8 protein-coding genes are annotated in these 12,040 nt (G+C 39.2%); 3 read left to right on the top strand and 5 right to left on the bottom strand.

The window, feature by feature from the left end:
* The first annotated feature begins 1,376 nt into the window (after nt 1-1,376).
* On the top strand, nt 1,377-2,747 hold the full coding sequence (locus tag AACU32_RS29920; RefSeq protein WP_096605115.1) for a serine/threonine-protein kinase: 1,371 nt from the start codon (nt 1,377-1,379) through the stop codon (nt 2,745-2,747).
* Between the two features lie 15 nt (nt 2,748-2,762).
* Here the strand turns inward: AACU32_RS29920 and AACU32_RS29915 are convergent, their stop codons facing one another.
* Nucleotides 2,763-3,674 carry a c-type heme family protein gene (locus AACU32_RS29915; protein ID WP_096605113.1) on the bottom strand — a complete coding sequence of 304 codons (912 nt, stop codon included), beginning with the start codon at nt 3,672-3,674 and terminating at the stop codon, nt 2,763-2,765.
* A 185-nt stretch (nt 3,675-3,859) separates the two neighbouring features.
* On the opposite strand from AACU32_RS29915, the gene AACU32_RS29910 reads away from it, so the two are divergent.
* Complete coding sequence (locus AACU32_RS29910; RefSeq protein ID WP_096605111.1) at nt 3,860-4,726, top strand: phosphate/phosphite/phosphonate ABC transporter substrate-binding protein; 867 nt, start codon at nt 3,860-3,862, stop codon at nt 4,724-4,726.
* 60 nt (nt 4,727-4,786) lie between these two features.
* Nucleotides 4,787-5,992, top strand: a complete 1,206-nt coding sequence (locus AACU32_RS29905) for a glycosyltransferase family 4 protein (RefSeq protein WP_096605109.1) — start codon at nt 4,787-4,789, stop codon at nt 5,990-5,992.
* A 28-nt stretch (nt 5,993-6,020) separates the two neighbouring features.
* On the opposite strand, the gene AACU32_RS29900 is transcribed toward AACU32_RS29905, so the two are convergent.
* The 4 genes from AACU32_RS29900 to AACU32_RS29885 all read right to left on the bottom strand — a co-directional run bounded on the left by AACU32_RS29900 (nt 6,021) and on the right by AACU32_RS29885 (nt 11,937).
* The gene (locus AACU32_RS29900; protein ID WP_096605107.1) at nt 6,021-6,779 is read right to left on the bottom strand and encodes an MBL fold metallo-hydrolase; all 759 of its coding nucleotides are present in this window, start codon (nt 6,777-6,779) and stop codon (nt 6,021-6,023) included.
* 71 nt (nt 6,780-6,850) lie between these two features.
* A complete protein-coding gene (locus AACU32_RS29895) occupies nt 6,851-7,621 on the bottom strand; it encodes a hypothetical protein (protein WP_096605105.1) in 771 nt (256 codons plus the stop codon).
* Between the two features lie 541 nt (nt 7,622-8,162).
* Nucleotides 8,163-10,964, bottom strand: coding sequence for a GAF domain-containing sensor histidine kinase (locus tag AACU32_RS29890; protein WP_096605103.1), 2,802 nt, complete (start codon nt 10,962-10,964; stop codon nt 8,163-8,165).
* Nucleotides 10,965-11,451: 487 nt separating this feature from the next.
* A complete protein-coding gene (locus tag AACU32_RS29885) occupies nt 11,452-11,937 on the bottom strand; it encodes an NADAR family protein (protein WP_096605101.1) in 486 nt (161 codons plus the stop codon).
* Between the last annotated feature and the right edge of the window lie 103 nt (nt 11,938-12,040).

The raw sequence follows: 12,040 nt of genomic DNA, 5'->3' as shown, positions 1-12,040 counted from the left end.
TCTCCACCTTACCAGAATAGTTATTTAGTACAATATAGCAAGCTAATTTCTCGAATGGTAATTAAGTAAATATTTTATCTAAAAGTCATCCGCTAACTGCTTTTATTAAGCTAATAATTCTTTTTTGTACAATCAGATACTCTTTTTTATAGACAATGGGTGATATTCTCATAATAAGTAACATGCCAGCCTATTGCTGCGAATATCAATATATACCTAAGTCTACTGATGTTTGCCAGTAACATCATTAATAGCCAATCTATTTAATTCGTGACCTGACAAACTAAAGGTAAGGAACCGAGAAATTTTCAAGAACGTAAATACAGCAGGTTCAGGATTAGATCATGTTCTCAAACATCAAATAGAGTCTGATAGAGTAAATTTATAGTTATGCCATAAATTAAGTCATTGCCGTTACATATAAGAAGATTAGTTGGTATTGTCAAGGGTTCAAATTACCGCACTCGAAATCATTGAGTATGGATTCCCAGCACAAACTATCCCCGATTAAATCGTTCCCCAGCTAAATATAGAGGGTTCTATTTTACCATTGTACCTAGCAGACTGCCTAGGAGCAATGCTTACTCCCCAGGATGGGCGAACTATCGGCGAATATATTCGTGACAAAAATCTATTGCCTATAGCCACCTACCTTTAGGAGTGCGTTCATAAATCAAATAGAATAGCTAGAGAACCGACTAATATTTTTTATAAAAAAATAATTGATAGCTAGGAAAATACTAGTAATTTTTGAGGTTGGTAGGCTGTAGTAATATTTATTTTAATTAATAATTGGTTCAGTTATTTAATTTACCTTATAAAATAAGACTCATTAAATTGGCAGTGTGGTTAGAGATATCGGGCAAACGATAAACACTACAATTCTTGAGGTTAACATGATTGAGACTGACGTGATATCTGGCAGTTGGTTTTTGTCTGTATTGATGATATGGATGCGCTTCATGAATAAAATTCACAATAGGCTAGCAAAACCATCAAAAGTCCAGAAATAAAACTACAGGACTCCTATTGGATTTTTGCACAAAACTCCGTACACTTTTATTCCTTCTTTTGTGTTCCCTGTTAAGAGTTCCCTGTCTACGCGAGTAATTTTTCAAAAATCAAATCGAATTACTATAGTAGTCTGTGTCATGAATTTTGATAAATTCATAGTCAGTACAGAACGTGCTTTACAATCTACTGACTGAAGTCCTGCCTAGGAACTCATTAACGCATAATTATTAATATACTGACGTACTAATAGTCTAGAGCAACTAGTCACCAAATGCATCTGGTCTAAAGCTTCTTTTTTAATTAAAGGTGTCAACACCGGTACTTATGTCAAGATTAAGATGAGGACTTAGACGAGTCATAATATGTTAGGAACTTTACTAGACGGGCGTTATCAAGTCCTCCAAGTCCTCGGAGGAGGAGGATTTGGTCAAACATACATCGCTGAAGACACCCACCGACCTGGTTCCCCTAGGTGTGTTGTTAAGCATCTGAAGCCTTTTACTCACAACCCAGAATTTCTGATCACTGCAAGACGTTTATTTAACAGTGAGGCAGAAACACTAGAACAATTGGGTAACCATGAGCAAATTCCTCGGCTTTTAGCCTACTTTGAACAAGACCAAGAGTTTTTCTTGGTGCAAGAGTTCATTCAAGGACATTCTCTCAAAACAGAATTGTTACCAGGTCAACGCTGGACAGAAGCGCAAGTTATTCAATTACTGCAACAAATTTTGGGGATTTTGGAGTTTGTTCATAGCCACAAAGTTATCCATCGAGATATTAAGCCGGACAATATAATTAGACGGCCGCAAGATTGTCGGTTAGTGCTGATTGATTTTGGCGCAGTCAAGCAAATCCAAACTCAACTACTAACAGTTTCCGGGCATGGAGATACTACTATTGCCATAGGTACTCCTGGATATATGGCTACAGAACAGGGACAAGGGAAACCCCGCCCCAACAGTGATATTTATTCTTTAGGTATTATTGCGATTCAGGCACTGACAGGCCTGCATCCTAAGCAACTTCAAGAAGATCCAATTACAGGAGAAATTGTTTGGCAACACCAAGCCCAAGTCAGTCCTTGGTTGGGACATATCATCTCGAAAATGGTGCTGTACCATTTTAAAGAACGCTACCAGACTGCAACAGAAGTTTTACAAGCACTACAGCAAATTAATAGTGATACTGAAGTTGAATCCCAACTCACTCAACCACCCTTAGGAGTTATACAGCCTTCCCAACCTTTATTTTCCCAACAGAATACTATTAAACAACAAGTAACTTCGATCCTGAATCCCCAGCAGTACAAGTTCCTAGAAAATATCCTCTTGGAATATGTTGGGCCTTTAGCGCCGACACTACTAAGACAGATTTCTGCATCAGCTTCCACTTACGAACAAGTAATAGAAAATTTGTCGCTTCATATTGTAGGACAGAAAAAAAATGAGTTTAAGCAGAAGTCAATGTTGTTTCTGCGAGAAACTACTACAAAATCTCAACCTACGTCAAATACTGCACCAAGTCAGGAAATTGCCGTAATCAGCGATCGCTTTGTACGTCAATGCGAGCAGGAGTTAATTTCTTTAATTGGGCCGATCGCTACGTTCTTAGTCCAAAAAGCGATCAAATCTTCTCCACAAATTACTGAAGAGGAACTTGTAAATGTTTTAAAATCACAAATTCCCGATCCCAAAAAAGCACTCTTATTTCAGCAGCGCCTACTTTCTTAAAAACCCCAGTTAAGTTTATTGAGTCTGCTGATTAAGCATATCGATAGCTATTTGTAAACTATATTTCATCCTATTGAATGCTGAAGATAAACCACCAATTTCATCTTTGTAATCCTCATCAAAATTAGCAGTCATGTCTCCTGTACTAACTTTTTGAGCTATTTTTTCAATTTTTCTAATTCGCTCAATTACAGTTTTTTTGATTAAGAAGTTAATTAAAATAACGATGATAGCAAAAATAGCAATTAACAGCCCCATGATCCAAACCCAAGTCTGCTGCGCACTATTGAAAACCTGTTCCGAAGGAACAGAGATGATTTGGGCTGCAACAATTTCATTGAGTTTCCAGCCAAAACCATTATTTGTTCCATAAGTTGTTAACTGGCTTTTAGGAGCCTGATCTGGGGTAGAATGGCAGCGCAGACAGCTTTGTTCTGTAATAGCTAAGGGACGCGCAATATAAAATACTGTTCCTTCCGGTAAATTACGGAAATCAGTAATTTCTTTCAGCTTGGGATTATTGCGGAATCGCTCGACAATTTGAGTTTCAAAAGTATCAGCTTTATCTCTCAAGTTAGTCGGATTAAGTGTTGCTTCTTTGTAAAGGAAATTTTTATATTCTTCGTTTTTCCGCAAATTCTCAAATACTTCTGTAGCAGAGAAAGCAGGTACTGTTTCTGGGATAAACACTGGCTCGCTTTCTAGCCTATCTTTGAGTAAGGGATTTACGCGGTCTTGTGTATATTTTCTTACTGAGTTCATAGTCTTACTCAGAATCAGTGCTTTCGTAGCAACTTCATTTTGCGCTCTTTGCTGGAGTAAACTTGATAAGGCAGTGCCACTTATGACAATGCTAATGATAAAAACTACGATCAAAAGCAAGTTAAATTTAGTACCAATATTCAAATCCTTGATTTTTTTTAGCATAATGATTATCTCTAGACAAAACTTTACATACAACTGCAAAAACTTAACCTTGCTAATCTTACTTATAGCGGGTTTATAGCAGATCCATCAAAAGTAAACAAATATTAATTGAACCATAGTTTATTATTAGGCTGTACTACTCCTCAGCTTGAAATCTAGATAGTTTTTGCTCAACAAAATTACTAATGTCTTGGAAATTATCTCGTCGTTTTTTTCTTTTCCAAATACTGTTTTTGGTAGTTCATGCATGTAAACCAAAACCGCCGGGTGAAGGTGAATTAAAAATTGGCACTATCAGCTATGGTAGTGGAGAAGAAATAATTACCCAGTACGCGAAATTCAATCGCTACCTAGCAGAAAAAACCAAATCACACATTAAGCTAGAACCTGCGTTTAACGAAAATAAAGCAATTGAGCGCCTAGAAGCGCGGGCTTGGGATTTGGTATTTGCACCACCTGGTTTAGCTGCAATTGCGATCGCGCGCTATCAATATGTAGGACTTTTTCCTTTAGTCGGTGTGAGTAATTTGCGATCGGTTTTTGTAGTTCGCGCCGAAAGCCCAATCCAGGAATTAAAACAGCTACAAGGTCAAACAGTAGCTTTAGGTCAACCTGGTTCAGCAACAGGATATTATTTTCCCCTGTTCAATCTTTATGGTCTGACACTCACTGATGTCATTTCTGCACCCACACCAAGAACAGTTATGGAATGGGTAGCTATAGGCAAAGCTACTGCTGGTGCTGTGTCGATCACTGAATATAATCTTTACAGTTCCCAATTACAACAAACTCAGTTTCGCATACTTTATACAGATCCACATTATGTCCCACCTGGTGTAGTTTTGATTGGCCCTAATGTCGAACGCAACCGCCAAGAGTACATCCGCAAAGTCCTAGGTGATTTTCCTTCAACTTTAGCGCAAGAAGTCGGATACGTACCCAACGGGACACTACCGGATTACCAATACATGATTTCTGTAGTTGAGCGAGTTAAATTAATTACCCCTCAACTTCAAACCAAACCTGTGCGGCTGTTTGTCAATAGTCAATAGTCAATGGTCAATGGTCAATAGTCATTTGTCCTTCTTGTCCCCCTAGTCCCTCATCCCTATATGCGAATTCTATTTCTCCATAACAATTTCCCAGCTCAATACCGTCACGTAGCTTTAACTCTGGCGCAAGATCCAAAGAATGTGGTTGTATTTGGTACTAAAAATCGCGAAGTCACTCTATCTGGTGTTAATAAGGTGATTTTTGAACCAAATCGCGATCCCCATCCTTCAACCCATCATTACGTTCGTCCATTAGAAGGTGCGGTATTGCATGGTCAAGCTGTCTACAAGCTAGCTGAACAACTCAAAGCAAAAGGCTTTGTACCGGATGTAATTTGCGGTCATTCTGGCTGGGGACCCACTTTATTTGTCAAGGATGCATTCCCAGATTCACGGCTAATATGTTACTTTGAATGGTTTTACCATGCTCATGGCTCAGATGCAGATTTTGATCCAACCGAGCCACTTACTGTTGATGATGTAGCACGTATCCGGGTCAAAAATGCACCGATATTAATTGATTTATATACTTGCGATCGCGGTCTTTCACCAACAAATTGGCAAAAATCTCAGTTTCCCCCAGAATTTCAGAATAAGATTTCCGTGCTGCATGATGGAGTTGATACAGAATTCTTTCAACCCAATCCCCAAGCTAAGCTTGTACTACCATTACTTGACCTCTCTGGTGTCGATGAAATTGTCACATATGTGGCGCGGGGTATGGAACCGTATCGCGGTTTTCCTCAGTTTATTGAATCTATTGCTTATGTCCAAGAGCGAAGACCAAATTGTCATGTAGTAATTGTGGGAGCTGATCGAGTTTGCTACGGTAAATCTTTACCAGATGGTAGCGGCTACAAAGATTTTATGCTGAAAAAAGTTCCCCTCGATTTATCAAGGGTTCACTTTACTGGGACTTTACCCTATGGACAATATCTCAAAGTAATTCAAGCATCTTCTGTACATGTTTATTTAACCAGACCATTTGTACTTTCTTGGTCGATGATTGAAGCTATGTCCACAGGATGCTTAGTCTTAGGTTCTGATACTGGGCCTGTAACTGAGGTGATTCGCGATGGTGAAAATGGTTTATTGGTAGATTTCTTCTCGCCAAAGAAAATTGCCGATCGCATTGATGAAGTCTTAGATCACCCAACCAAGATGGCAGAAATTCGCGTCAATGCAAGAAAAACTGTGCTGGAACGTTACGATTTAGCTGATTTACTACCTAAACATATTCAACTAATTAAGGATATGGTCTCGTAGTCAGGACTTTAGCCCCAACTACGAATTTTTATAATTGCAACTCAATGCGATCGCCTGGTAATGGTTCAATTACTTGTGTGGTCAAATTATTCTTGGCTAATGATGCCCGAAATTCCTCAACACTACCCGTAGTCGTGAGCAATTTGTTGATCAATCCTTCAAATATGACATCACCTCCCGCAGCTGTGGGTAGCATTACTTGGGGTTTTAACCACTTTGCTACTTCCAAGGCTTTGTTTGTTCCTTTAATAATCGGCCCCACTAAGGGTAGCGCCAAATCAATCAGGGGCGTAATTACCACATCTACTGGTGCAGCTTGCTGGATTTTGGGGTCATGAGTTCCATGAGGATCGTAATATAAGGTTAAACCACTCTGCAAATCCTTGAGGAGATAACCATTTTCTACTGTGTTCGGGCCTGCAAACATACCCTGAGTAGCTTTGATTTCTATTTGATGATTGAATGTGAAAGTTTCACCGTGATTTAGCGCTGTCACAGAGGTGTAACCTAACTTCTGCACTACTTTTGCTGCACTCAAAGAAGCTACCACAGGAATTTGGCGATTGAGTTGTTGTAGTGTTGGTGGGTGAGTATGGTCTTCCAAACCCTGAGACAGCAGAATCAGGTCAATATTTTCTGGTATGGGGCGTTCTTTTGGTCGAGTACCTTTGAATAGCCAATCCAAGTTACTGAAGGTTAACGCACCAACTAGCCAAGGATCTAGTAGGATTCGTTTACCTGCGATTTCAATCAGCCAACTATTGCTGTCTAACCAAGTTAAATGCATATCACATTAAAGATAACACCTACCTTATATTATGAATTTCTTTACAATTTTTAACAGAAAACGAATTGTGATCAAAAAAACAGCTTAAACCTGGCTAACTGGGCTTGAATTGCATCTGTGAGAATTTTATTTAGTTCTGCACTGTCTTGGAATTGGAGAATTTGCTGCTTGGGTAAATCAAAGGGAAATTCTCCTTCTAAGTCTGGGCGTTGCATTTGTGCTAGTAAAATTTGTTCCGATCGCTTACTTTGGATCGCATAGCCAATTTCAATACAGACATTCGGGCTAGGAATTAATTGTGTAGTTTCTTTACCAGAGATGGTAGCGATCGCTGTGGTGTCTGCAATAAATAATAAACTCTTGCGGATTTTGCGCAGAATCCCCGCAGAAAGCCTTAAGGGGCCATTTCCCGGACGATATGATTCTACTAGTGTCAGGGGAAGGCGCGATCGCTTGTTCAAAGTTACTAAACTTTTTTGCACCCCAGCTCGCAAAGCATCACTCGCTGCGGCATACTCAGTTTGATAACATAAAAAAATTGTTGGTTCTAATTGAGCTAACAGCGCCTGCTTGGTGAAATAAATTTCATGACTGATCAAGTCAATATTAGCGACGCTATAGCCCCCACTACCTTCAATATAAAATTCAATATTTTCTCCTTCCAGATAGCGCCCAAACCAAGTCGATGTTTTCACTTCATCGCTGTCTTCTAGAAAGTCTGCTCTCAAACCCGATCTCAGCAGGCTTTTCTTACTCAGACGAATGTCTGGCGGACGTTTTTCCAGTTCTGGAATCGGCTCATAATCTTGTATATACCATGCTCTGAGCGCAATAATGGACATAAGGCGCTATTTTAACTGTATGAATGCTATTGAACTTCGTACAAGCTTATAACAATTTTGCTGTGAATGGTCTATTGTTAGTTGTTTAGAGCGCAACAGTCAACACTCAACAGCAAATTAAACACAACAACACCCAAACATCTACTTCCTGAATTCTTTCCTCTGATTGTTTATCCTAGCCAGGGATGTACTAAGATTTCATCACTTTGTATTAAAGCAATGAAAAGCAGTTACAGCGCCCCCTGATGTTAAATATTTGAGGAAATATCAGTTTTCGCGTTGGGTGTTGTTGATTTTTTGGCGAGACAGAAGTCAATCAAACAGCGTCTTTTACCTCTTACTTATTTTCCCGTGCATCTGTTATATTTGCCGGGGAAGCTTTTTAGCTTCAATTATTAGATTAGCACCAAGGAAGCAGTAGAGAATTTTTTGCCAATAAACTTTACTTTTGCTGGCGCTCAATATTGAAAATATATGAAGTTATTTTAGCCAAATACCCAATCTAAATATCATTCAAATTACTAGCTTAATGAGTAATAGCTCAGTAATTTTTTAAGTTTTGAAAATTAGTGTTGATTTCCCATTTTTGTGAGGTTGGCAGTACAGAACTGATATATTGATGATTGAGTTTGCATTGGGGGTTGAGAGCTAACTCCATCCAGAACTCTGTACCTTTTCCCAATTCTGAGACACACTCAATTACTCCTCCATGCTTTTCGACCATAATCTGATAACTAATAGCTAGACCTAGTCCTGTACCCTTACCCACAGGCTTAGTTGTGAAAAATGGATCAAAAATCCGCCTTTTCACCTCTTCTGTCATTCCCGTCCCATTATCGGCTATGCGAATCAGTACAAAGGAGTTATCTGCTGAGACTCTAGTGGAAATACAGATGGAAGGGATGAAGGATTGATCGGACTGGGCTTTTATTTCCAAAGAATCAATAGCGTTGGTGAGAATATTCATGAATACCTGATTCAGTTGTCCAGCATAACATTTGACTAAAGGTAAATCACCATAGTCTTTGACTACCTTCACACCAGGGAAATGGACAGTGGATTTGAGACGATGTTGTAAAATTAGTAAAGTATTGTCAATGCCTTCGTGGAGATCAACAGGCTTATATTCAGCCTCATCCAAGCGAGAGAAATTGCGTAAAGATTGTACTATTGAGGAAATGCGCTCGGCTCCTACTTGCATAGAAGAGATCAGTTTTGGCAAATCTTGTGCCACAAATTCCACATCGATCGCTTGTTCTAAGGAAATAATTTCGCGATCGGGAGTAGGATAATGGGACTGGTAGAGGGTTAAAAGTTGTAGTAGTTGGTGGCTATAATCACTAGCGTAAGACAAATTACCATAGATAAAGTTAACGGGATTGTTAATTTCGTGTGCGACTCCAGCAACTAACTGTCCCAAGCTAGACATTTTTTCAGTTTGAATTAATTGTGTTTGTGTTTGTTGGAGTTCATGTAATGTCTGCTCTAACTGTTGAGCTTTGGCTTTAGCCTGAGTTTCAGCCGCATGGCTTTGTTCGTAGAGTTGTGCTTGCTGAATAGCGATCGCCGCCTGATCTGCTAACTGTAGCATTAACTCAATTTCCCCATCTTGCCAATTTCGGGGAGCATCACACTGATGAGCAATCAGTAATCCCCATAGTTGCATACCCATTTTAATGGGTATAATTAAGTTAGCTTGCACTTGCAGACTCTGCAAAAACTCTCGATGACAATCACTCAAATTAGCTGTTGACACATTGTGAATTGCCCGCATTCTCCCTTGAGCGTAAAGCAGAGTATACTCATCAGGAAAGCATTCTTGTGGTGCTTTAATTCCCAACACTGAGGGATAATTGCCGTGGATCTCTTCTACAATCACCTGACCTTCAGATTCAGCTGATATTTTGTAAATCAATACCCGGTCGGAATTTAGCAAAGGGCGAACTTCCTGCACAATTGTTTGCAGAGTAATTTTTAAGTCTAATGTACTGCGGATTTGCTCTGTGATTTGCTTGATGACTTTGGTAAACAGTAATGATTTTTGTAATTCATCGGTTTGCCGATCAATTCTCTGTTCTAGGTTAGTATTCAGTAACTGCACCTGTTGGTACATTTGCATCTGCTGAATTGCCATTGAGAAGTGATAGCCTAATGCTTGTCCGAGAAAAATGTCTTTCAGTTTCCATTCAGGTGCTTGTCCTTTTTTTTCCTCTCGCCAAACATCAAAGGAAAGCTGAGGTAGTTGTTGTCGCTGGTTTTGTTCACAGCGTCCAGCCCACAAAATTTCGGTATCAAATTCTGGACGAAATATACTTAAAACACCGATAAAATTGTGGCGATAATATAAGGGAATTACCAATATGCCGCGAATCTTAGTAAATTGAAACCCCACCGCTAAAACTCGCAACCGCGTTTCTTTGTAAAGGTCACAAATTGCTAAAACCTGACTGGGTTTGCACTCAGCTATCCAGTTTTGCCACACGGGATGCTGTTCGATCACAATGTTTTCGGATTCAAAGGGTAAGTTGGGTTGTTCACCCCAGGTATAAAGTTCCCGACTCTGCTCAATATAAAGTCTGCCACCTGTACCATCAAAAGCATTAATAGTTGTTTCTAGGGCGGTTTGTAATTGGATGGTGGGCAATTGATGCAACAGAATCGTGATTTGGTTAATAATGGCTTGTTGTTGTTGCTGGGAACGGGTTTCACTGAGTAGATTGCTTTGAGCGATCGCAATTTCTACCTGATCTGTCACTTGTTGTAATACTTTAAGTTCCCACTGCAAAATAGTTCGTGGCTGGCTGTGGTGCGATACTAACAATCCCCACAGTTGCGGCTTTGCTGATTGCTCTTTCAGATCGCGATGCAAAATTGGCACTACTAAGGAAGACTGTACTCCCATTGCTGTTAAGTATTTAAGATGACATGGATCTACTTCTCGAGCCTGGGTATTTTCTGTTTCTAGAGGTTCGTTGGTTTCTGGGGAATATGGTTGTGATAAGCTAGTTTTGCCATTAACTACATCCACAATTACCCTTTGTCGGGCTGTAATAAACATTTCTCTAGAATACTGTGGAATATCATTTGCGGGAAAATGCAACCCCAATAGAGATGGTAACCGCTGCTCATGAATAGATTCAGCAATCACCTCACCACTATCATCAGTATCAAACCGATAAACCATTACTCGGTCTGTAGCTAAAAATGAACGCACTTCTGCAACGGTAGCTGTCAAGATTTCTGGAAGTTCCAGCGATCGCCTAATCTGACTGGTCATTCGGTGCAGTAAACCTTGTGGATCAAAGGGTTGCTGCAACCCATCTAGTTGATCGGTAAATCTCATTAGTTATCTACACTAAAGTAATGTATAATAATTAAACTTTTCCTGAATAAAGTTTGTTCGCTGAATTAAATTTCACCTTTTTCCAGACATTTCCCCTATTTAAGGATGTTTTTATAACCCTAATTTGAGGGTACGGTTACTCTGATGTTTTTCTCCAAACGGAAGCTGTCTAGAAAAGGTCTATCCAACTCATGCTTACCTGTACTTCCTCTGGAAATCTTTGAGGTTTACAGGCTAAAATATTAAGAAAAAGTTAATTATTAAACAATTAATTTTATAACCATAAATCTTCAGATGCATACGGTAATTTTATGCAAATTATAAAATTTTATAATCTGCTCTATGATTGTATAAATATTTACGCATATATAATTTTTTTAAAAGATAAATAATCAAATACTACAGAAGTTATATAGTTAAAAGCTATTTAATAAGGGGAATGTAGTTATTCCCCCCTCTTAATCGCTTAGTCAGTGTATTAATGTAATTAATGATGCAAATGCTTTTCGGCAATTGCTGTGACAGAGACTAGCTTGCGGATTTCTTCACGTACACTCATCAAAACTTTACCAAGATGATTTTCACCGGTTTGATTGACACCACAGCCCCAAAAATAATCATTGGGCGAATTTTCTACTAAAATTTCATCGCCTGTATCTAGGAGGATATCTCGAATTTCGGCATGAGTGAGAAACTTTTTGAGGACAGCTTCTCGCATCACCTGAGTTTTTACCTGACACCAATCGGCGCGGATTTGGCGGCTACTACAGCGTCCTAAAGCAGCAGCTTCTTCTGGAGTTCTGGCATTATGGATCACGGGTATAATCACCGCATCTATGCTACCGACAAACTTTTGGGCTTGATAATAATGCTCAACCGTTGGCCAGTAAGTACCCTGGATTTTAATTCCGTGGGGAGAAAAGTTAGAAAAACAGCCATAAGGCTGCCAAACCTTGTAAAAGTAAATAGTCATTTGAAAATTGCTCTTGAATATCAATTTCTATCATGCCTGTATATGGTAATTAGCGTCTCTAAAGACTCCCTAGCAGGAAATTTTCCACTTTAAATTGAAAGCT

It is taken from the genome of Calothrix sp. NIES-2100, assembly GCF_963875285.1.
Taxonomy (GTDB): domain Bacteria; phylum Cyanobacteriota; class Cyanobacteriia; order Cyanobacteriales; family Nostocaceae; genus Aulosira.
The sequence above is the reverse complement of the archived record's forward strand: the minus strand, read 5'-3'. Positions and strand labels throughout refer to the sequence as shown.

Excerpts from the sequence above, each read along its gene's own strand:
- AACU32_RS29920 (WP_096605115.1), top strand. The coding sequence starts at position 1,377 with ATGTTAGGAACTTTACTAGACGGGCGTTATCAAGTCCTCCAAGTCCTC.
- AACU32_RS29915 (WP_096605113.1), bottom strand. The coding sequence starts at position 3,674 with ATGCTAAAAAAAATCAAGGATTTGAATATTGGTACTAAATTTAACTTG.
- AACU32_RS29910 (WP_096605111.1), top strand. The coding sequence starts at position 3,860 with ATGTCTTGGAAATTATCTCGTCGTTTTTTTCTTTTCCAAATACTGTTT.
- AACU32_RS29905 (WP_096605109.1), top strand. The coding sequence starts at position 4,787 with ATGCGAATTCTATTTCTCCATAACAATTTCCCAGCTCAATACCGTCAC.
- AACU32_RS29900 (WP_096605107.1), bottom strand. The coding sequence starts at position 6,779 with ATGCATTTAACTTGGTTAGACAGCAATAGTTGGCTGATTGAAATCGCA.
- AACU32_RS29895 (WP_096605105.1), bottom strand. The coding sequence starts at position 7,621 with ATGTCCATTATTGCGCTCAGAGCATGGTATATACAAGATTATGAGCCG.
- AACU32_RS29890 (WP_096605103.1), bottom strand. The coding sequence starts at position 10,964 with ATGAGATTTACCGATCAACTAGATGGGTTGCAGCAACCCTTTGATCCA.
- AACU32_RS29885 (WP_096605101.1), bottom strand. The coding sequence starts at position 11,937 with ATGACTATTTACTTTTACAAGGTTTGGCAGCCTTATGGCTGTTTTTCT.